The 21084-nt window shown below is 58.2% G+C and carries 14 protein-coding genes and 5 pseudogenes; 8 read left to right on the top strand and 11 right to left on the bottom strand.

Annotated elements, in window-relative coordinates:
* Positions 1-21: 21 nt before the first annotated feature.
* The 3 genes and pseudogenes from derI to AC0L7U_RS12015 all read right to left on the bottom strand — a co-directional run bounded on the left by derI (position 22) and on the right by AC0L7U_RS12015 (position 2039).
* Positions 22-477: a D-erythrulose-4-phosphate isomerase gene (gene derI / locus AC0L7U_RS12025; RefSeq protein WP_473690958.1), complete on the bottom strand. Its 456-nt coding sequence runs from the start codon at positions 475-477 to the stop codon at positions 22-24.
* 1 nt (position 478) lies between these two features.
* A pseudogene (locus AC0L7U_RS12020) lies at positions 479-1271 on the bottom strand (triose-phosphate isomerase).
* A gap of 3 nt (positions 1272-1274) precedes the next feature.
* Positions 1275-2039 (bottom strand): DeoR/GlpR family DNA-binding transcription regulator, encoded by a 765-nt coding sequence (locus AC0L7U_RS12015; protein ID WP_473690956.1) that lies wholly within the window; start codon positions 2037-2039, stop codon positions 1275-1277.
* 144 nt (positions 2040-2183) lie between these two features.
* Here AC0L7U_RS12015 and tkt point away from each other — a divergent pair.
* A pseudogene (tkt, locus tag AC0L7U_RS12010) lies at positions 2184-4197 on the top strand (transketolase).
* A gap of 96 nt (positions 4198-4293) precedes the next feature.
* On the opposite strand, the pseudogene AC0L7U_RS12005 reads toward tkt, so the two are convergent.
* From AC0L7U_RS12005 to AC0L7U_RS11990, 4 genes and pseudogenes are all read right to left on the bottom strand, one after another.
* Positions 4294-5252: pseudogene (locus AC0L7U_RS12005) on the bottom strand (sugar-binding transcriptional regulator).
* An 86-nt stretch (positions 5253-5338) separates the two neighbouring features.
* On the bottom strand, positions 5339-6271 hold the full coding sequence (locus tag AC0L7U_RS12000) for a TIM barrel protein (RefSeq protein WP_473690954.1): 933 nt from the start codon (positions 6269-6271) through the stop codon (positions 5339-5341).
* Between the two features lie 36 nt (positions 6272-6307).
* Positions 6308-7826: pseudogene (locus AC0L7U_RS11995) on the bottom strand (glycerol-3-phosphate dehydrogenase).
* A 1-nt stretch (position 7827) separates the two neighbouring features.
* Positions 7828-9429, bottom strand: coding sequence for an FGGY family carbohydrate kinase (locus tag AC0L7U_RS11990; protein WP_473690952.1), 1602 nt, complete (start codon positions 9427-9429; stop codon positions 7828-7830).
* 606 nt (positions 9430-10035) lie between these two features.
* Here AC0L7U_RS11990 and AC0L7U_RS11985 point away from each other — a divergent pair.
* From AC0L7U_RS11985 to AC0L7U_RS11965, 5 genes are all read left to right on the top strand, one after another.
* Positions 10036-10695, top strand: a complete 660-nt coding sequence (locus AC0L7U_RS11985) for a DUF2291 family protein (RefSeq protein ID WP_473690950.1) — start codon at positions 10036-10038, stop codon at positions 10693-10695.
* The gene (locus AC0L7U_RS11980; protein ID WP_473690948.1) at positions 10692-12233 is read left to right on the top strand and encodes a sugar ABC transporter ATP-binding protein; all 1542 of its coding nucleotides are present in this window, start codon (positions 10692-10694) and stop codon (positions 12231-12233) included. The genes AC0L7U_RS11985 and AC0L7U_RS11980 overlap by 4 nt, the downstream gene beginning before the upstream one ends.
* Positions 12234-12246: 13 nt before the next feature.
* The gene (locus AC0L7U_RS11975; RefSeq protein WP_473690946.1) at positions 12247-13299 is read left to right on the top strand and encodes an ABC transporter permease; all 1053 of its coding nucleotides are present in this window, start codon (positions 12247-12249) and stop codon (positions 13297-13299) included.
* 88 nt (positions 13300-13387) lie between these two features.
* Positions 13388-14350, top strand: a complete 963-nt coding sequence (locus tag AC0L7U_RS11970; protein WP_473690944.1) for a substrate-binding domain-containing protein — start codon at positions 13388-13390, stop codon at positions 14348-14350.
* Positions 14351-14531: 181 nt separating this feature from the next.
* On the top strand, positions 14532-15365 hold the full coding sequence (locus tag AC0L7U_RS11965) for a DeoR/GlpR family DNA-binding transcription regulator (protein WP_473690943.1): 834 nt from the start codon (positions 14532-14534) through the stop codon (positions 15363-15365).
* A gap of 86 nt (positions 15366-15451) precedes the next feature.
* On the opposite strand, the gene AC0L7U_RS11960 is transcribed toward AC0L7U_RS11965, so the two are convergent.
* Positions 15452-16465 (bottom strand): zinc-binding alcohol dehydrogenase family protein, encoded by a 1014-nt coding sequence (locus tag AC0L7U_RS11960; RefSeq protein WP_473690941.1) that lies wholly within the window; start codon positions 16463-16465, stop codon positions 15452-15454.
* 97 nt (positions 16466-16562) lie between these two features.
* Here AC0L7U_RS11960 and AC0L7U_RS11955 point away from each other — a divergent pair, with 97 nt between their 5' ends.
* Positions 16563-16937, top strand: a complete 375-nt coding sequence (locus AC0L7U_RS11955; protein ID WP_473690939.1) for a winged helix-turn-helix transcriptional regulator — start codon at positions 16563-16565, stop codon at positions 16935-16937.
* Positions 16938-17079: 142 nt separating this feature from the next.
* On the opposite strand, the gene mgrA is transcribed toward AC0L7U_RS11955, so the two are convergent.
* Positions 17080-18108, bottom strand: coding sequence for an L-glyceraldehyde 3-phosphate reductase (mgrA, locus tag AC0L7U_RS11950; protein ID WP_473690937.1), 1029 nt, complete (start codon positions 18106-18108; stop codon positions 17080-17082).
* A gap of 100 nt (positions 18109-18208) precedes the next feature.
* Positions 18209-19053, bottom strand: a pseudogene (locus AC0L7U_RS11945) (SDR family NAD(P)-dependent oxidoreductase).
* Positions 19054-19215: 162 nt separating this feature from the next.
* Here AC0L7U_RS11945 and AC0L7U_RS11940 point away from each other — a divergent pair.
* Positions 19216-20166, top strand: coding sequence for a LysR substrate-binding domain-containing protein (locus AC0L7U_RS11940; protein WP_473690935.1), 951 nt, complete (start codon positions 19216-19218; stop codon positions 20164-20166).
* Between the two features lie 4 nt (positions 20167-20170).
* Here the strand turns inward: AC0L7U_RS11940 and AC0L7U_RS11935 are convergent, their stop codons facing one another.
* Positions 20171-21058 carry a LysR family transcriptional regulator gene (locus AC0L7U_RS11935; RefSeq protein WP_473690933.1) on the bottom strand — a complete coding sequence of 296 codons (888 nt, stop codon included), beginning with the start codon at positions 21056-21058 and terminating at the stop codon, positions 20171-20173.
* Positions 21059-21084 lie beyond the last annotated feature (26 nt).

The raw sequence follows: 21084 nt of genomic DNA, 5'->3' as shown, positions 1-21084 counted from the left end.
CTACGGAGAAGTGAGGCTCCGTCAGCTTGCGTGGTACTTTGCATCGACGGCGTCGATGGCTGCAACATTTCCAGCCGAGCGACCTTTGATATCAAACGTTTCTTTCAGGAAAGCGTCCGCAATGGTCTTGGCAACTTCCGCCCCAATGACGCGCGCACCCATGGTGATGATCTGGGCGTTGTTCGACAACGCTGCACGCTCCGCAGAATACGTGTCATGCGTCAGGGCCGCACGGATGCCGGGAACCTTGTTTGCGGAAATGCAAACACCAATGCCCGTGCCGCAGACAAGAATGGCACGGTCATACTTACCTTCCACCACCTGCGACGCCACACGGTCGGACAAGGTTGCATAGAATGCATCCGGCCCCTCGGAGGTTCGGGAAATCTCCTCGACCTCATAAGTGCCTTTCAGGTGATCGGCCAGGATTTTCGCCAGGCCTTCGCCTGCACTGTCGCCAGCAATCGCAATTTTCATGTCACTTTCCTCCAAGTTTAGCAGAACACAACGCCAGGATGTCGAGATAGCCCTCGACGTCCCAGGCTGACCGGCCGATGAACAAGCCATCGACATGCGGACAGGCTGCCAATTCCTCACAGTTTCCGGGGTTGACCGACCCGCCATACAGGCAGGGAATGCGCCGTCCAAGAACGTCTTGCGCCACCGCGATAATCTCCGCCTGCCGATCATCGGCATAGTCGGACGAGGCCGGAATACCATTGACGCCAATGGCCCAGACAGGTTCATAGGCAAACAGGATCTCGGCCTGTTTCTGGTCGTCCGACAAAGCTCCGAGCGCGCCGCGCACCTGCGTTTCCAAAACCTCTGCGGCACGGCCTGCTTCGCGCTCTGCCAGTGTTTCACCAATGCAGATCAGCGGCGTCAGACCGTGGCGCACGGCAGCTTCGGTTTTCAGCCCGACCGTGAGATCCGTTTCCCCAAAGTGTTCGCGGCGCTCCGAATGACCCAATTCCACGAGATCCAGATTGCAATCGGTCAGCATCAAGGGCGAGACTTCGCCGGTCCAGTGCCCCCGCATCATCCCAATGCATGTTTTGCGCACCAACCTTGACCGAGGCCGCGCCAAGCAACGCCTTCACTTCCCGAACGGCGGTGAAAGACGGAATGACAAACCGCTGGATCCGCGGATCACGCTTCGCATCCGTTGCAGCCAGACGCTCGGCAAACTGGCGCGCCTCGGCCAGCGTCTTGTTCATTTTCCAGCTTGTCCCAACCCAAAAGTCGGGGGCGCTGGTGTGCAGTGAAGCCATGGGTCAGATCCTTGCGACAGTCACACCAATCTGCCCCGCCTTGAGCGCCGCCGTGGCGTCTGCATCGGGGGACGCATCGGTGATGATCCAGTTGAAATGTGACAGGTCGGACAGAAGGTGCAGCGCGGTGCGCCCAAATCGGGCATGATTGACCAGCAAACAGCAGCGTGTGGCCGCAGCCATCATCGCCTGCTTGGCCCGCACCACATCGTCGTCCATATGAAAGGCTTGCAAACCGGCCACGGCCGGCGTCGAAATAAAAGCAATATCCGCCTTGAGCCGGCCAAGGGTTTCTTCCGTCACAACACCGAAGAAGGCATTGAACTTGGCCGAATACTGACCGCCCAGTGCCAGCAGCGTAATGCCGGTTTCACCGCGCAAGGCATCGATCACGGCGGCGTTGTTTGTAATCACGGTGAGAGGACGCTTTTCAACAAGGCGCGCGCCCAGCACGGCAGCAGTCGAACCATCATTGACGATGATGCTCATGCCGGGCTCGACCAGATCCAGCGCCGCACGCGCCATGCGATCCTTGGGTTCGCCATCCTGACGGGCGCGAATACGGAAGTCACTCTCGAACTGGGTGCCGGCATCAGCCGTTGCACCGCCGCGCACCTTGCGCAAGACACCAGCCTGCTCCAACTCATCCAGATCGCGGTGGATGGTCATCCGGGAAACAGAAAATCGCTGCGCCAGTTCATCGAGGTCGACAGCCCTGTGCTCCACGAGCATGTCCATGATTGCCAGTCTGCGATCGTCGCGCTTCACGAGTTTCTCCTTGAGGCCCGCTCCCATCCGGGCGATATTTTTCTAACATCAAAAGTCACAAAATCAAATTTTTTATGTGATTTTTATATTTCATTTTGTGACATTCTTCGATACCCCTTTCTCATCAACGTGGAGGACCCTGCAATGCCCACTGACACATTCGTCGCGTCGAAAGCGGCGCTCGACCCTGAGAACTTCGCTCTTGCCAACTGCATTCGCGCCTTGTCCATTGACGCTGTTGAGGCCGCAGGCGTTGGCCATCCCGGTGCCCCAATGGGCATGGCGGATGCCGCAACGGTTCTGTTTCGCAATCACCTGAGATTTGATGCGAGCAACCCGGACTGGCCCAACCGTGATCGCTTTGTCCTGTCGAACGGCCATGCATCCATGCTGCTCTACAGCTTGCTGCATCTGACCGGTTATGAAGACATGACGACGGATCAGTTGCGCAACTTCCGCCAGTGGGGCTCCATCACCGCAGGCCACCCGGAATACGGCCACGCCAAAGGCATCGAGACGACCACCGGGCCGTTGGGTCAGGGCGTCGCCACCGCCGTTGGTATGGCGATGGCAGAGCGCCGCATGTCCGCAGAGTTTGGCGATACGCTTGTCGACCACCACACCTATGTGTTTTTGGGTGACGGCTGTCTGGAAGAAGGCATTGGTCAGGAAGCCATCAGCCTCGCCGGGCATCTGGGGCTGGGCAAGCTGATCGTCCTCTACGACGATAACTCTATTACCATCGACGGCCCGACCTCGATTTCTTTCTCCGACGATGTTCCGGCCCGTCTGGCCGCTTGTGGCTGGCATGTCCAGAGTTGTGACGGACATGATGCATCGGCAGTTGATGCCGCTTTGACCGCCGCAAAGCAAGTGACCGACAAACCGTCCCTGATCGACCTCAAGACGGTGATCGGCTTCGGCTCGCCCAATAAGGCTGGTACGGCAGCCGCCCATGGCTCGGCCCTTGGCACAGAAGAAGCCGCAGCCACCAAGGCAGCGCTTGGCTGGACCGCAGCCCCCTTCGAGATCCCGGCGGAGCTTGAAGCTAAGTGGCGCAAGATTGGTGAACGAGGTCAGGATGCTCGCAAGGCTTGGGAAACAGCCTTTAGCGAGACGAGCGAAGACACGCGCGCCTCGTTCTCCCGTCGCATCAAGGGTGATCTGCCGACCGGTTATGATGCCGCTGTGAAAGCCGCTCGCGCAGCTCTCTTTGCCAAACCGCAGAAGGTCGCAACCCGCAAGGCCAGCCAGATGGCGCTTGAGGCCCTCGCCCCGGCGCTGCCGGAGCTCATCGGTGGCTCCGCTGACTTGACTGGATCGAACCTGACCCGCGTTGCCGCCGTGGACAGTCAGTTTTCGCGTGAAACAGCGGGCCGATACATTGGCTACGGTGTCCGCGAGTTCGGCATGGCCGCCGCCATGAACGGCCTTGCTCTGCATGGCGGGCTTATCCCCTATGGCGGCACCTTTCTGGTATTTTCAGATTATGCCCGCAACGCCATTCGCCTGTCGGCACTCATGGGGATCCGCACGATCTATGTGATGACGCATGATTCCATCGGCCTTGGGGAAGATGGCCCCACGCACCAGCCGGTCGAACATATGCTGTCTCTGCGAGCAATCCCCAATCTGATGGTGTTCCGCCCGGCCGATACGGTCGAAACCCTGAGCCTGGGATTATGCGTTGCGCGAAACCGCAGCTCCCAGCTTGCTGGCGTTGTCGCGTCAGGGCGTACCCCAGCTGCGTCTGGAAAGCGGTGATGAAAACCTCACTGCCAAGGGTGCTTATGTCATTCGCCAGTTCGGCGAAGGTCGCGACGTGACGCTGATCGGCACGGGCACCGAAGTCTCTCTGGCCATTGAAGCCGCCGAAGAGCTGGCCGGACAAGGCCTGTCAGTTGCCGTTGTATCGATGCCGTCGTGGGAACTCTTCGATGCACAACCGGAAAGCTACCGTGCCGAGGTTCTGGGCGATGCACCGCGTATTTCCGTTGAAGCGGCTGGCAAACTTGGCTGGGCGCGCTATGTCGGCAGCGAAGACAACGCCATCGGCCTCGACGGCTTTGGCGCCTCGGCGCCGGCAGAACGCCTCTATGAGGAATTCGGAATCACCAAACAGGCCATCGTGGCGCGTGCCAAGGCCCTCATAGGCTAAGGCCGAGGAGCCCCCCGCCAACCCCAAACATCAAACAAAAAAGGCGGGATCACTCCCGCCTTTTTCATAAATATATCTGCCTACCGTGTCTGGCGCTCAGTCGCAGGTTAATGCCTGCGCCGTCGCCTCGTCGGTGATCAACCCGCGCAAGCGACCACTGCGCAAAACCGCCCGGATCGCCTCAACTTTTTCCGCGCCTCCAGCAATCGCAATGATATGGCTGTCACTGGAACTTTCCAGAGCTGCTGCGAGCGTGCGTGCCGTCAGGGTCGTTTCCAGAATACGGCCACTGGCGTCGAAGAAATGACCAAGCATTTCGCCAACGCCGCCGCTTGCCTTGATTTCCTCAATCTCCCGCACTTCGATCATGCCAGACATGACCAGTTGCGCATCCGCCTTGACCGTGCCAATGCCCACCAGTTTGATATTCGCGGCATTCGCCATGTCGAACACATCCCGCACCCCACGCTGGGCCAGCAACACTTCGCGATCTTCCGCCGAATTGGCAAAGAAAGGCACTGGCATGACGTAGGCACGCGCAGCGGTTCTCTCTGCCAGTCGGTGCATCACGTCATAAGGGTTTGCGGCATAGTTGCGGGTAAGCCCCCCAGCAGCGAAACGAATTGCACTCCCTCTCCGGCATCAACACGGACCATCTGGCGCACTGCGTTGGACAGGGTTCGACCGTGACCAAGACCAATGACCTTGTGTTCCTTGCGCTCGATTTCGCGGCGCAGGAAGTCCGCTCCTGATTGTCCGAGGGCCCGCAGCGGCATGTCCGTCTCGCCCAGATCCGGCGCGACATCACAAAAATCCAGACCAAACCGATCACACAAACGCTCTTCCAGCTCGGCGCACTCGATGATCGCGCCGTCAATGGACACTTTGACCACGCCATCGGATACGGCGCGCTGGATCAGACGATGAGCCTTGACCGAAGCAACGCCAAGACGTTTGGCAACGGCGGCCTGTGTCAGCCCTCCGGCGTAGTGAAGCCACGCCGCACGAGTCGCAAGCGACTCCTCCGGATCGATCTCCCTCACTTTTCGCACCATCCCTGCCATCCTGTTCACCCGACCCGATTGCCGGGCCTGTCATTTCTTCTGTCAACGGCTCGCGCCTGATCGTGAAGAGCCTTGCGTCAGATATTCAAATCCTGCGCGCCTGTGTCAATGTGCGGGGCCCAGAAGGCAACACTTTCCGCAATCTGCGGAACAACGTCGCGGTCGTTAGGCTCGCGCTCCTTGAAGCTGAGTTCCAGACAAATCTCGTTGTCCGTCGCCCCGCCTTCATGCAGCGCGCTCAGCAAAGGCTCGGGGTGGATGCGCCCCTTTGCATTGAATGCTGCCGTAAACGGGCGATGCCCGCCCTTGTCGAGCAGGCTTTGCTTGATATGAATGATCGGCGAGACCTGGGCACGGCGCGTGCCCAGAGCAAAGGGATCATAATCATCGGCGTTGGGACTCGTCACATCGCCATGATCAATATCCGCCATCATCCACATGGGGATAGCCAGGCGTGCTGCTGTCAGGCGATCCTGCAGGGCCATGCCAGCTGCAATGGTTTCGCCAAATTCGCGGCCAATGCTCATCGGTTCCCAGAAGACATACTCCAGCCCGGCCACCTTGGCATGGTCCGCCACTTCGGCCCAGCAGTCGATGGCGATCTTGATCAAGTCCTCCCGACGCGCAGGATCGTCAAAATCCTTATAGGTGAAGATCGCAAACTGGGTACCGACCGACGTGCCGCCCAGGTCCGCGGTTATATCTGCAAAGGTCTTGAACCAATCGACGTAGTAACGACGAACATCCCTGTCCGGATGGCCGAAATGGTTGAGGCGGCCATAAGGGCCTGTCATGCCGCTTGTCACCCTGACACCGGTGCGCTGCAAAGCGCTGTTCATTTGCCGGGTCAGGCGTCGAATCACCGGCGCAGGCCAACTTGGGTTGATAAATTCATGCGTCAATTGCAGGTCGCGGATCTTCAGATCTCGCGCAACCGTCTCGATCAGATCATCGGGATCCGCAAACCGGTTCACCAGCGGATTGGTATTCAGCGATAACGTCAAGGGCATGGCAACAGGGTCCCAGTCAGATCGAATGCGCGAGGGTCAGGCGGCGGTTTGAGCAAATTCGGCGTCAAACCACGCCGTGAAGGCGGCTTTTTCGGTCTCACTCAAATGCAGGCCGTGCTTCGTGCGGCGCATGAGGACATCCTCAGCGTTCAGGACCCACTCGACCGACACCAGATAGCGCACCTCTGCTTCATACAGATGTCCGCCGAAATGACGGCCCAGCCGGTCGATGCCAGAGGCCGATCCGACCACGCGCTCGGTGCGCGCACCATAACAACGGCCATAGTGACGCAACAAGCCACGCGGCATCCAGGGATAGGCGGCACGCACCGTCTCGATGAAACTCTCGAAGTCAGCACCGGGAATTTCACCTCCCGGCAACGGTGCATTCACCGTCCAGTCCTTGCCCATCTGCGGGAACACCTTATGCAGCTTGTGCATACAGCGCTCGGCCAGTTCCCGGAAAGTGGTAATCTTGCCGCCAAAGACGTTCATCAGCGGAATGTCGCCAGTTTCATCCAGATCGAAGGTATAATCGCGGGTCACCGCAGACGGGTTGCCCTTGCCATCATCGAACAGTGGACGCACACCTGCAAAGGAGTAGAGCACATCCTCGCGGCGCAGCTTTTCCTTGAAGTAACGGTTCACCGCCGTCATCAGATAGTCGATCTCGCTCTCGTCCGGCACGACGTCTTCGGCCCTGCCATCATACGCAATATCGGTTGTGCCGATCAGCGCCTTGTCGCCCTCGTAAGGGTTGATGAAGATCACCCGCTTGTCATGGTTCTGCACCAGATAGGCCTGCTGACCCTGCCAGAACTTCGGCACGACGATATGGCTGCCCTTGACAAGACGAACGTTGCGCGCGGAATTGGAGCCTGCGACATTCTGAATGACATTGGAAACCCAGGGACCGGCCGCGTTGACAATACACTTTGCCCGCACCATTGAGGTTTCCCCGGTCAGGGAATTTTGCATGGTGATGCTCCACGCACCGTCGTCGCGCCTTGCGCTGACAACTGCTGTGCGGGTGAGGATGCGCGCGCCACGCTCGGCTGCGCCCAGCGCATTCAGCACCACCAGCCGCGCATCATCCACCCAGCAATCGGAATATTCGAAGCCCTTGGTGTATTTATCAAGGATCGGATTGCCTTCCGGGTCGCGACGCAGGTCGAGCGTGCGCGTGCCAGAGCAACTTCTTGCGTCCACCCAGGTGATCGTAGAGAAACAGCCCGAGGCGAACCAACCAGGCTGGGCGATCTTCAGGGCTGTGCGGCAGCACGAAACGCATCGGCCAGATGATGTGGCTGGCCGAATTCATGAGCACTTCGCGCTCGATCAAGGCTTCGCGCACCAACCGAAATTCGTAGTACTCAAGATAGCGCAATCCGCCATGCACCAATTTGCCGGAGCGCGACGATGTGCCCTGAGCGAGGTCATCTTTCTCGCACAACCAGACCGAGAGCCCGCGTCCGGCAGCATCGCGGGCAATCCCGGCACCATTGATGCCGCCACCAATCACCAAAAGGTCGATCATCTGTGTTTCGGTGCTCATGTCATGCTCCCAGGACGGCAGTGTCGGGCATCGACGGCGTGGCATCTGCGGAATGCCGCAGCTCGGCCAGCCGGTCCCATGTGGTCACAAGGCCATGCCTTGCGTCAGAAAAGGCGGAAAACAGATCGTCATAAAGAGGCACCAGCGCCGGGTCAGGCGCTTCAGCAGCTCCCAGCAACGGCGACACCCAGTCGGAAATGCAGGTTTGCATATCCGGATAAACACCGGCACCGACCGCAGCCATCATGGCCGCACCGGCGGCTCCTGCCTCATCTCGGGCGGACACTCGCACCGGGGCATTGATCGAGGCAGCAAGAATGGCGCGCAGGCTTGCGGAGCGCGCAGCGCCGCCAGTGAGGCGGATCTCTCGCGGCAGATCGCCCATCGCCGAATAGCAATCCCGCGCCGCCATGCAGAGCCCTTCAACGACCGCCCGCACCATATCAGGATAACCATGGCCGGCAGACAGGCCGATGAAGCCGGCGCGCGCGCTGGCGTTGACAAAGGGCCCTCGTTCGCCAGCCTCGGAAATATACGGATGATAGAGAACAGACCCAGCGCAGCTTTGTGACAACCACTCATCCACACGACCGAGCAGATCGCGAGGCGTTACCGGTTGGCCGACCTGTGACAGAATATCTGCCGCCAGACCAAGAACCCAATCCAGATTAAGCGTTGCAGCCATGTTGGTCTGTACCTGTGTCACCACACCAGCCACAGGCAGCGCGATGACATAGCCTGTTCCCTCGTCATTCAACGTTACATCGGCAGAGGCCTTCGCATACATATGCACACCCGTGGATCCGATGGTGGAACACGCGACGCCAGTGCTGCCGGTATAGACCCCGGCCCCCAGCGCCGTCATAACCATATCGACATAGCCCAGCGACACGGCAGTGCCTGCAAGCAAACCCGTTTGCGCAGCGGCCTCGGCGCTCAAGGAGTGAGCAACCTCCGTGCCGTCAATGATGTCCGGAAGGAGCGCGCGGCGATGCGTCAGCCCCAGTGCCTCGATGACTGTGCTGTCGTATTGGCGCTTGCGAAAATCTCCAAAGGTGAAGCTCGCCTCCGACGGATCCGTTGCCCGAACGCCCGTCAGGTTGAGATAGAGCCAATCTTTGCAATGCAGTGCGACGCTTGCCCGTTCCAGAAGCTCTGGCATGTGCCGGTCCATATGCGCCAGTTGCGCGCCCTGCTGGCAAGTGTTCAAACCGGTGCCGGTCTTTTCAAACCGCTGGCGGCTCAACGGACCTGCGTCAAGGCGCGAGACAGTCGGCGCGGCGCGTGCATCGAGCCAAAGCCAGGCATCCCCGACAGGCTTGTTGTCACCGTCAACCAGCCACGTTCCATCGCCCTGAGCCGTGACGCCGATTGCCGAAGTGCGCTGCGCCAGATTGTCGACCTTGCCCGCCAAAGCACGTAAGGCTGCCGCACAATCGTCCCAAGTCTGAGCCATACTCTGCGTTACCGCACCCTGATCGCCTGTGTCATAGACATTGGCCACCGAAGCAACAGCAAGCTGTTGTCCGGTCAGATCAAAGGCCACGGCCTTGACCACGGACGTACCGGAATCAATCCCGATCACAATATCAGGTGTCGACATGAGACCTCCCATCGCCAGTCAGATCTTCACTTGAGAAGCTCTGACCAACTGACATTTCATCCTCCACCGGACGCAGCCGCCCGGACCCCATGAAGGCTTCGCCAAACATCCTCCGTGTTCTGCGCAAGCTCCCGGTAATGACCTCATCATATATAACATAGATTTCACATTTGCATGTATTTTTTTACTGACACAGTAATTTATTTCATATAAGGTGACATCAATCGAAAGGATTGCGCCAAGCAATCCGATTGCTTCAGAGGGTGGGAGAGGTGCCATCAAATGGCATTTCCCTCTGAAAAACCAAGCAAAATGGACGCTACTGCGTTCTGGGAGGATCGATATGACACCATTTGCCTTGCGCAACACGGATTGCAACGCAGCCGGAGTTGCGGCATGCGTCGCACAATCATCCTTTCCCATCTTCACGTCTCGATAGAACAGGCGGTCGCATCATTGCGCCGACTTGCCGTGTTTTGTCGCCTGAGGTGGGCTGACAGCCATTTGTGCAAGCCGACGAAAAAGCTCCGTCCTTCTATCACAAATCTAACAATACGAGTCGCCTGAACGGGCGCATTCGTCCCGAAATGCCGTTGGAGAAGAGCCATGTCCCAGACCGATACCAGGTTCGGCGGTGCGAAAAAATCCCGCCCGAAATATGGTCGGATCGTCGGCATTGTCGCGGTCATCGCCGTTCTTGGCGCAATTGCAATGGACACGACCGCCGTCAAGATCGGTTCGGCGGAAGATGTCGCCAAGCAAGGCTTCTCACCTGACGCCTATGGTGAAAAGCAGTTCCCGATCATTCAGAAATACGTTGCTGCCCACGCGGTTGAGGCCAGCAAGATCGGACCACTGGCGCTTGAGGACAAGGCCAAACTCGCCAAGACCTATGGCACCGCTTCTTCGACCGGCTCGATTATTCCGGTCACATTGACGGGCGTCGTCGGTGAAGGGAAATCCGGCCTGTTTTACATCAAGGTTGACGGCGTTCCAGACAAGGTGCGCATTCGGGTCCAGACGGGTCCGGCCATCAACGGTACGGTCCTGCGCGATGTCCCGGGCAATATCGCTTTTGGCGATTTCAAGAACCAGATCGAATATCAGAACGCTGCATCAGGCATCAATCGCGCCATGAAGAAAGCCCTTCTGAGCGATCTCGACCGCTCCTCGCTGACTGGCAAAACCATCAAGCTCACTGGAGCCTTCCGCCTGATCAATCCGAAAAACTGGCTGATCACGCCGACGGAGCTGAGCGTCCAATGACCCATCCCATTCCAGCGGTCACACCAGATGACGAAGTTGTCCTTGCTGCCCGTGATGTTGCCAAGTTCTATGGTCCGATCAAGGCGTTGAGGGGTGTTAACTTCCACATCCACCGTGGTCAGGTGACGACGCTTTTCGGCGAGAATGGCGCTGGCAAATCAACGCTCATGCGCATTCTGTCCGGCGTCACCACGCCAACTGCGGGAGAAATCATTCTGGACGGCGCGCCAGTAACCTTCGCGTCTGCCGCTGAGGCCCGTGATCGCGGCATCTCGATCATCCATCAGGAATTGAGCCTGGCACCCAATCTGCCGGTGCGCGACAATATCTTCATGGGTCGTGAGATCTCCGGGCCGACCGGTGTCGATTATGCCGAGGAAGATCGCCAGACACGCGCCTTGATGGCCGAACTCGAAGAAGACATTGATCCGCGAACCCCGGTTGAGGACTTGCGTCTCGGCCAGCAGCAAATCGTTGAAATCGCACGGGCGATCTCCTACGAAAGCCGTATCCTGATCATGGATGAGCCAACATCGGCCTTGTCAGCCAGTGAGGTGGAAGTGCTGTTCAAGGTCATCCGCGACCTGACCAACCGTGGCGTGTCGATCGTCTATATTTCGCACCATCTGGAAGAAGCATTGCAGATCACCGATCATGCGGTTGTGCTTCGCGATGGAGCCATGACCGCCTATGCGCCGCGCGCCGAGATTGATCTGGCGTGGATCGTGCGCAACATGGTGGGCGACAACTATGATCTCGGATCACCACCGACCGGCTATGACTTTGGCGAGACCGCCCTCTCCGTGCGCGATCTCACGGTGCCGGATCCTTCAGGAGCTGACTATAATGTCGTCGACAAGCTGTCGCTTGACGTGAAGGCCGGTGAAATCGTCTGTATCTACGGATTGATGGGTGCAGGCCGGACTGAGCTTCTGGAAACTGTTGCCGGACGGCTGCGCCAGTCTTCCGGCGAGATCTTCCTGGAAGGGAACGAGGTCTCCTCCCACACCATCGCCGAGCGCATCCGCGATGGCCTCGCGCTTGTCCCGGAAGACCGCCAGCGTGACGGTCTGGTGCAAACCATGTCGGTTGGCCAGAACCTGTCCCTTGCCTCGATCATGAATTTCACCCGGGGAATTTTTACCTCCCGCAAACTTGAAGGCAACCTGATTGATGACAGCATCCGTCAGGTCACCGTCAAGACCTCGGGGCCGGAAGCGCCGATAGGCTCACTCTCCGGAGGCAATCAGCAGAAGGTCGTGATTGGCAAGGTGTTGGCGACCCATCCGCACGTCATCATGCTGGATGAACCCAGCCGCGGCATCGACATCGGTGCCAAGGCAGAGGTGTTCCGCATTCTGGCAGAGCGTGCCCGCGACGGCCTGGCCGTCATCTACTCCACGTCCGAAGTTGGCGAGTGCCTGTCGATCGCCCACCGGATCCTTGTCATGCACCGCGGCAAGATCGTTGCGGAGTTCGATTCAACAACAACCAAAGAAAAGATCATGGCCGCCTCGGGCGAAGCCGTGGTCGCCTGATGGAGATCAGACCATGACGGATTCTAGCGTCACTACTCCGCCGGCTGAAAAGAAAGCCCGATCTCAAGGTCTCAATATCGGACTTCTGTTGCTGGAAGGCCGCGCCTTCTTTGCGCTGATCGTCATCATCGCGGTCTTTTCGTTTCTGTCGCCCCACTATTTCACCGTGTCCAACTTCCTGATCATGTCATCGCATGTGGCAATCTACGGGATCCTGGCCATTGGCATGTTGCTGGTCATTTTGAATGGCGGCATCGACCTGTCGGTCGGATCAACGCTGGCGTTGTCCGGTGTGGTCGCGGGCTTTCAGATGCAGGGTGTCGTGCTGGATGCGCTCGGCTACACACTGTATCCCCCGGTCTGGGCGGTTGTTGTTCTGACCTGCGTCCTTGGCGCATTCGTCGGAGCCATCAACGGTGTCCTGATCGCCTGGTTCAAGGTGCCCGCCTTCGTTGCCACGCTAGGGGTGATGTATGTGGCGCGCGGCGTCGCGCTGCTGATGACCAACGGCCTGACCTACAACAATCTTTCCGGTGATCCAGCGCTTGGCAACACTGGTTTCGACTGGCTCGGCTTCAATCGCCTCGGCGGTATTCCAATCAGCGTTTTGGTGCTCATCGTGCTGGCCATCATTGCGGGGCTGATGCTCAGTCGCTCGGCCTACGGTCGCTGGCTCTATGCCTCCGGCGGCAATGCGCATGCTGCCGAACTGTCCGGCGTTCCGGTCAAGCGTGTGCAGATCTCCGTCTATACGCTGTCAGGCATTCTTTCGGCTGTGGCCGGTCTGGTGCTGTCATCCCAGCTCACATCGGCGGGGCCCACGGCAGGCATGACTTACGAGTTGACCGCCATTGCGGCCGTGGTCATCGGCGGGGCGGCCCTGACCGGCGGTCGCGGCACCATTCGCGGCACGATGCTAGGTGCCTTCGTCATCGGGTTTCTGTCGGACGGCCTCGTCATCATTGGCGTGTCGTCTTACTGGCAAACCGTCTTTACCGGTGCGGTCATCGTTCTCGCCGTGCTGATGAACTCGATCCAATACGGCGGCAAGGCTCGCAAGGGCTGATGCCGCAGACTTTCCCCGCTCCGCGAGGAGACAGGGAGCGGGAAACTCCGCCACAGCGGCGGCTTCAACACCCCAGGGAGGAATTTGAATGTTTAAACTTGCAAGAAAAGCCTTGATTGCAGCGGCAGCGGCAACCCCGCTCATTGCCGGCTCCATGGCTGCGACACCTGCCTTTGCCGATGGTCTGATTTCGATCATCGTCAACGATCCGGCAAACCCCTACTGGTTTACCGAGGGCAAAGTGGCCAAGGCAACGGCAGAAAAGCTCGGCTATGATGCCAAGGTCAGCGCCCACAAGGGCGACACCAACACCGAAAGCACACTGGTCGATACGGCCATCACCAACAAGTCCAAGGCCATCATCCTTGACCCAGCCAATGCCGATGGCTCCGTTGGTGCCGTGAAAAAAGCCGTTGCAGCCGGCATTCCGGTGTTCCTGATCAACGCTGAAATCAACCAGGAAGGTCTGGCCAAGGCACAGCTCGTATCCAACAACGCACAAGGAGCCGCTATCGGGGCACAGCAGTGGGTTGAATCGGTTGGTGAAGAAGGCAACTACGTCGAATTGTTCGGCAATCCTTCGGACAACAACGCGGCCACCCGCTCCAACGGCTATGAAACCGTTCTCAGCCAGTATCCGGACCTGAAGAAGGTTGCTCAGGAAGTGGCCGATTGGGACCGCACCAAGGGCTACCAGAAAATGCAGTCCATGCTCCAGGCTCATCCGGACATCAAAGGCGTGATCTCCGGTAACGATGAAATGGCTCTCGGCGCAATCGCCGCGCTGAAGGAAGCTGGCAAGCTCGACCAGGTCAAGGTTGGTGGCTTTGACGGCTCACCGGATGCAGTTGCAGCCATCAAGAAGGGTGAATTGCAGTACACTGTCTTGCAGCCAGTTGCCGTTTTTGCCGCCCAGGCCGTGAAGGAAGCTGACGAGTTCATCAAGACCGGCAAGACCGGTGTTGATCAAGAAAAGCAGCTCTTCGACTGCCTGCTGATCACCAAGGACAACGTCGACAAGTACACAGCACCGTTCACGCTGTCCAAGTAAGCTTTCCCATAAGGAAACCTGCAACAGGGGCGCGGTTATCGCGCCCCTGTTGTCATTTAAAACATTGCTGAAGTCTCGCGAGATGCGCAGATGCCGGAACACCCTCCGTCGTCTTGCTCTTTTACAAGCACGACAATTACGGGTATCTGAAGAAGAGCTTCCACAAGGACCGAGCATTCACGTGTCTGGCGACGATCCCCTTTTCAAACCGGGCCCCTTGCCCATTTCGACGGACAGCCGTCAGGCAAGACAGATTGCGCGTCGGCATTTGATCGTCGACATGGTGCAACGCGCCGGAACCGTTCGCATTGACGAGATTACACGTCGCTTTGGCATCAGCCTCATGACGGCACATCGAGATATTGACGATCTGGTTGCCCGCGACATGGTTTCAAAGGCGCGCGGGCTTATTTCGGCCACCAGTCCGGCGAGCGCCATAGCCGATCCCGCCGCGGCAACAAGCGATATCAGAACGCGGCATATAGCCATTGCCGAGACCGCTGCCGGATTTCTGTCTCCCGGTCTGTCGCTCTTTCTCGATGATACCGAAATCGTGAAAGAGATGGCCACCTTTCTGGAAAGCCATGTTCCGATGACTGCAATCACCAATTCGCTGGCCTTGATGAACACGCTCAAAGGTTTGAGCGACATCACCCTGATCGGCCTTGGAGGACGCTACCAACTCTGGCAGGACAGCTTCTACGGACCGGAAACCCTGCGCGAGATTACCAACTTGCAGGCCGATGTGGTGATCATGTCGGCGGAATCCATCTACGAGGGTCGGTTCTTCCAGCCGACACCAGAAGCGGTCGAAACCAAACGCGCCATGATGGCAAGTGCGACGCGGCGCTTTTTGCTTGTCGACCACACCGCCTTCGACAATCGCGCACTTTATGCAGCAGGCGATCTGTCCGACTTCGACATGATCGTGGTCGACAGCGGTCTTCCTGCCCTCCAAATCGACAGAATGTTGTCGCGGGGTCTCAATGTGGTCGTGGCGCCTGTTCCGATCTGACGATATCTCGCAGAGACAAAGGCCGCGCCTTGGTTTTGCAAGGCACGGCTTTCTGACCTCATTATAGCGTCAAGGATGCATACCCCTTAGAACCCCTCAAGAACGACCTTACCGCGCGCTTTGCCGCTTTCGATCAAGGTATGTGCCTTTTTCAGGGTTGCCGCATCAATGCGCCCCATCGTCTCGACCAGTGTTGTGCGAATGCTGCCGTCATCGACCAGCTTCGCAGTTTCGTTGAGGATCACAGCCTGTTCAGCCACATCTGCCGTCTCGAAAATCGAGCGGGTGAACATGAATTCCCAATGCACGGACACCGATTTGGTCTTGAACGGGTTGATTGCAACGGCACCAGGATCATCAATCAGACCAAAACGGCCCTGCGGCGCGATCAATTCGGCGATCTGCTCAAGATGCTGGTCCGTATTGGTGGTCGAAAACACGAAACCCGGCGCTCCAAGGCCAAGGGCCTCGACTTCGGCGGCCAACGGCTTGCTGTGATCGATCACATGATGCGCGCCAAGCTCCTTGGCCCAAGCCTGCGTTTCAGGGCGTGATGCCGTGGCAATGACTGTGAGATCCGTCAACTTGCGCAGAAGCTGAATGGCAATGGACCCAACGCCCCCCGCACCGCCGATAATCACAACGGCGTTGGCCGCTCCCGCTACAGGCTTGCGCACGTCCAGCCGATCAAACAGCATTTCCCAGGCGGTCAGCGTGGTCAAAGGCATGGCCGCTGCCTCGGCAAAGCCGATGCTCTTTGGCTTGTGACCGACGAGACGTTCGTCCACCAGATGCAATTCGCTGTTGGTGCCCTGACGGTTGAAAGTGCCTGCGTACCAGACTTCATCGCCCGGTTTGAAGGCCGACACATCGGAGCCAACGGCCCGTACCATGCCCGAGGCATCAAAGCCCAGCACCTTCCAGTCCCCATCCGCAGCGCCTGCCCGCATACGGACCTTGGTATCGACCGGATTGACCGACACAGCGCGGACTTCAACCAGAATATCACGTCCAGATGGCGTCGGATCTGGCAGGTTCACATCGACCAGAGCGTCATCGCGCTCGATGGCACCTGGTGTCTTGTAAGCAACGGCTTTCATTTTCATCTCCATTTGCTGATGGACATAACTTAGAGTACTCTCATAAAAATGAAATACGCACAAAAATTGCACATAGTATCAAAAAGGATACTGTAAAATGACCAAGCTGCCGCACAGCCGTTTTGACTGCTCGCCCGGATGTTCTGTCGAGGCTGCCATCAGTCTGATCGATGGCAAATGGAAATCAGTGATTCTGTGGCACTTGCTGAATGAGGGCACGCTCAGGTTCAACGAATTGCGCCGTCGCATGCCCAGCGTGACGCAACGCATGTTGACCAATCAGTTGCGCGAACTTGAAGTTGACGGCGTGATTCACCGCGAGGTCTACGCTCAGGTGCCCCCCAAAGTGGAATACTCGCTGACCGACATGGGGCTTGAATTGAAGCCGATTCTGCACGCTCTCAAAAACTGGGGGGACACGCATATGGCGCTCTTCAACCAGTCCTCGGCCGACCCTGCCAGTGCGGCTTAACCGGGTTAAGCTCCCTGCCGCCCACAGATCGCAGCGGTTTTGACGTCCAAGAAGGCGCGCCGATTTAGCGTCCTGCGTCGTTGCAAGATAGTCAGCAACACAAAAAAGCTGCGGCACCGAAAGATGCCGCAGCTTTTTGATCTTAAGAACTGGACGAGCGTTCCCAAAGGTTGATGTCTTCATCGACCGCATGTGTATCAATTTCGGCCAATTCGTCGGCGGTGAACTCCAGGTTCTTGGTCGCGCCAACGCAATCAATCACCTGTTCGGCCCGCGATGCACCGATCAGAGCTGTGGTGATGCCGTTGTTGCGCAACACCCAGGCAATTGCCATCTGAGCCAGCGTCTGGCCACGACGCTTGGCGATATCATTCAGCTTGTTAAGCCGCGAGATCGCTTCATCCGTCAGCATGTTCGGTTTCAGGCTCTTGCCCTGTGTCGCACGTGAGCCTTCCGGCACGCCGTTCAGATATTTGCCTGTCAGCATGCCTTGCGCCAAGGGCGTAAAGGCAATCGACCCAACGCCGAGCTCGCTCAGGGTTTCCTTCAGACCGTCATGCTCAACCCAGCGATTGATCATGTTGTAACTCGGCTGATGGATCAGGCACGGTGTTCCAAGATCCTTCAGGATTGCCGCTGCCTGACGGGTGCGCTCTGAATTATAGCTGGAAATGCCGACGTAAAGCGCCTTGCCCTGTTTCACCAGACTATCCAGTGCGCCCATGGTTTCTTCCAGCGGCGTCTCCGGGTCGACGCGGTGCGAATAGAAAATATCGACATAGTCGACCCCCATCCGCTTCAGAGACTGCTCGCAAGACGCGATCAAATATTTGCGGCTGCCCCAGTTGCCATAGGGCCCCGGCCACATGTCGTAACCAGCCTTTGACGAAATCACCAGTTCATCGCGGTAGCCCGCAAAGTCCTTGCGCAGAATGTCACCAAAGGCTTCTTCTGCACTGCCTGCAGGAGGGCCATAGTTGTTGGCAAGATCGAAATGGGTGATGCCATGGTCGAAGGCAGTGTGCAAAATGTCACGCTTGGTTTGATGCGGCGTGTCGTGGCCAAAGTTGTGCCAAAGGCCAAGCGAGATAGCTGGCAGCATGAGACCGGAATTGCCGCAACGGCGATAAGGCATCGCTTCGTAACGAGTGTCGGCGGGTACATAACTCATTGAAATTCCTCCAGGTGTTCTGTGTTCTTAGCAAATGCCACCCGCCACCTTGCCCGAGACACGATAGCGGATGCAAATATCAGGCGGCGGCTCCTAAATGTTAGGTCTCACTGTCCATATGGCGCTTGAAGGCCTCTGCATAATCGGGATGCCAGCGTGACAGAGCCGGGCGATTTTCAGCAATATCCGACACGGCCCAGCGCATACGTGCCACATCCGTCGCACGGTCGACCTCATTGTCAGGACACAGCACATAGAAATCGCCCTTGGCCATTGCGTCCAGCAAGAAGGCCGCAACCTGCTCCGGCTCTACAGGCAGCAGCAGGCTTCTCGGTCGCACCGTTGGCACGGGTGAGGCCGGTATAAGTAAAGCCGGGAATGAGAAGATGAGCAGACACACGATCACCAGTCTTCTGCACCAGATCGTGCGATAGGGATTCCGTCAGAGCCTTCAACGCTGCCTTGCTGACATTGTAGGCCGTATCGCCCGGTGGCAACGTAATACCCTGCTTGGACCCCGTGCAGATGATCGCTGCGGGATAGTCCGCTGCCATCAAGTCCGGCACGAAGGCCTGAATACAATTCAGTGCGCCCCAAAGATTGGTGTCCAGTGTGGCCCGCCAGACGTCTTCATCAGCAAAAAGAGAGCCGCCGCCTTCACGTCCCGCGTTGCTCATAACAACAGACACGCGGCCCAACGCATCCGCCGCGGCCTTGAGGCGGACGACCTGATCCCGATCAGACACATCGGTTGGCTGTGCATGCACCGCGAGACCCGCGGCATTCAAATCGGCCAACGTTTGATCCAATTTGTTGCCCGGAAGGTCCGCCAGCAGGACAATCATACCTGCCTGCGCCAAGGAACGCGCAGTGGCTAAGGCCAATACCGCTGGCGCCGCCCGTGATCACTGCGACCTGATTTTTTTGAATAGCTGGATGCATCATGAAACCCTCCAAAGTGAGGTGTCAGGGAGGTAAATTGTCCGTTCTGACAGGACCTGCAAGGTCCTGTCATCATTACTTGATTGAACATACTGCATCCAACTTGCCGCGAAAGGGGTTCTTCGTTTATTTTTGCTCAACGTAGAGATGAGGAGTAAGCAGCCAATGGCATTTCAATCCGGTCCGGATCTTGCGGATTTGCAGGCGTTTCTTGCCATTGTGCGGCACCGTGGGTTTACCGCTGCGGGCATTGAGCTGGGTGTCAGCGCCTCGGCCCTGAGCCACCGCATGCGTCGGCTGGAAGCCACGCTGGAGGTTCGGCTTCTCAATCGCTCCAGCCGATCCGTCGTGCCAACAGATGCGGGTCTCGCATTGGCAGAACGCTTGACCAAAGGGTTTGAGACCATCGCCGACGCCCTGGGCACGCTGGATATCCATCGGCGCTATCCGGTCGGTCGTTTGCGTCTCAATGTACCGCATGACGCGGCCCGCATGCTGCTGGCGCCCGTGCTTCCCGACTTCGCCGCACTTTATCCGCAGATCCATCTGGATGTCATCGTTGATGATCATCCAGTCGACATTGTCGCTGGCGGTTATGATGCGGGCATCCGCTACCACGACTATATCCCCGGCGACATGATTGCTGCCAACTTGACACCGCCACTGGACTGGGTGGTGGTAGGGGCCCCAGCCCTGCTGGACCGGCTTGGTCGCCCGAGAACGCCGCAAGACCTGCTGACCTATCCTTGCATCCAAATGCGCATTGGAGACCGGACCGCTTACCCGTGGGAGTTGGGCAATGGTCCGCACATGCTGCATCTGGATGTTACCGGCCCCCTCAGCGCCAATGACACGGACTACACCATTGCGGCAGCGGTCGGCGGTGTCGGGTTGGCCTATACGCTCAAATGGCGTGTCGAGGCGGACCTGAAATCGGGCCAGCTGGAATTGGTGTTGCCCGAATGGGCCTCCGAAGGCCCGCCCTTTGCGATGTATTACCCCAGTCGCCGCCAACCCCCTTCAGGTTTGCGCCAACTGATCGCCATGTTGCGCGAGCGTTTTGGATCACAGGCGGATCAACCTGCCGGACAGCCCCAGACAGACCGTGGCGCATGACCCTTTACGCTTCGACGAAGATCTCGCGTACCCAATCCAGAAACACACGCAGCCTGCGCGACAATTGTCGGTTCTGCGGGTAGATCGCATTCAGCTGCGTTAGCTGTGGCGGCATATCCGGCAAGACCTCAACCATTTCACCGCGCGCCAGTTCATCTTGAAACCGATAACGCGGTGCCTGGATCAGGCCAAATCCAGCAGCGCAGAGTTCTGCCACCGTATTGGCGTTGTTCGCCGTCACACGGTGTGCCAACATCCGCGTCACAACGTTCTCTCCCTCGGTGAACTCCAACGGGATCACCTGACCGGTGCGCGATGACACGAAACCGATCATCTGGTGCCCTTCCAGATCTTCCAGTGTTTTCGGCGTTCCATAGGCCGCGAGATAAGCAGGGCTCGCATAGGTCACTTCCTCAAGCTCTCCCAGTGTGCGCCGGATCATGCTGCTGTCCTCCGGCAGACCGGCCCGGATGACACAATCAATCCCCTCGCGCACCAGATCCACCAACCGGTCCGTCTGTCCGAAGTGCAGGCTCAGGTCAGGATAGCGCTCCAGAAATGCTGGCAGGCGCGGCAACAAAAACGTGCGTGTCAGTCGTTCGGGCGCATCAATTCGCAAGAGACCGCGTGGCGCATCCTGTTGAAAGACACTGTGCGCTTCGTCAAAGTCTGCAAGGATCGACAGGCAGCGCTGGTAGTAGGCATCCCCGTCCAGCGTGGTGGCGACGTGGCGGGTCGTCCGCGCCAGAAGCCGCGTTCCAAGATCCGCTTCCAGCGCCTTGATGGCCGCCGTCGCCGAGGAGCGGGCAAGCGTCAATTCGCTGGCGGCCTGAGCGAAGCTCCCCAGTTCCACAATCCTGACAAACAACTGCATGCGATCAAGTCGGTCCATCCTAATTGTTAGTCATAATCGAATTC

The sequence above is a fragment of the Roseibium sp. 10G30-5 genome, from assembly GCF_055809635.1.
Note: the sequence above shows the minus strand (reverse complement) of the source record. Positions and strands in the feature narration are given on the sequence as shown.